This window comes from Anaerococcus tetradius ATCC 35098, from assembly GCF_000159095.1.
In the GTDB taxonomy this organism is placed as follows: domain Bacteria; phylum Bacillota; class Clostridia; order Tissierellales; family Peptoniphilaceae; genus Anaerococcus; species Anaerococcus tetradius.
On the sequence record NZ_GG666345.1, the window covers coordinates 1 to 559 of the forward strand.

Consider the following 559-nt stretch of genomic DNA (forward strand, 5'->3'; position numbering starts at 1 on the left):
CCCGTTGGATATAAATGTAGACTATGCCGATGAAGACAATCCCTTATCTTTAAAGTCTGATTTTATTCTTTCACTGTTTGAACTTGTAGTAGGAAAGGAAGGATTAAGTGCAGAAGAAACTTCAGTAATTGATAGATGTCTTCCAATATTATATAAGGATTACTTCGACAATCCAATTTCTGAAAATATGCCAATTTTAGAAGATTTATATAATTTACTTTTAAAACAAGAAGAAAATGTAGGGAAAAAATTAGCGGTAGAAATGGAAATTTATGTCAAAGGTAGTCTTAATGTATTTAATCATAGGACTAATGTAGATACAGGAAATAGAATTCTTTGTTATGACATTAAGGAATTAGGAAAGCAACTTAGAAAAATAGGTATGTTAATTGTTCAAGATCAAGTGTGGAATAGAGTAACTATTAATAGAAATAAGAAGGAAACCAGATATTACTGTGACGAATTCCATTTGCTTTTAAGAGAAGAACAAACAGCCTCATATTCCATAGAAATTTGGAAGAGATTTAGAAAATGGGGAGGTATTCCAACAGGTTTAACT

1 pseudogene is annotated in these 559 nt (G+C 30.2%); it reads left to right on the forward strand.

The features are described 5' to 3' along the window. Positions 1–559: pseudogene (locus HMPREF0077_RS10090) on the forward strand (VirB4-like conjugal transfer ATPase, CD1110 family); the annotation flags it as partial.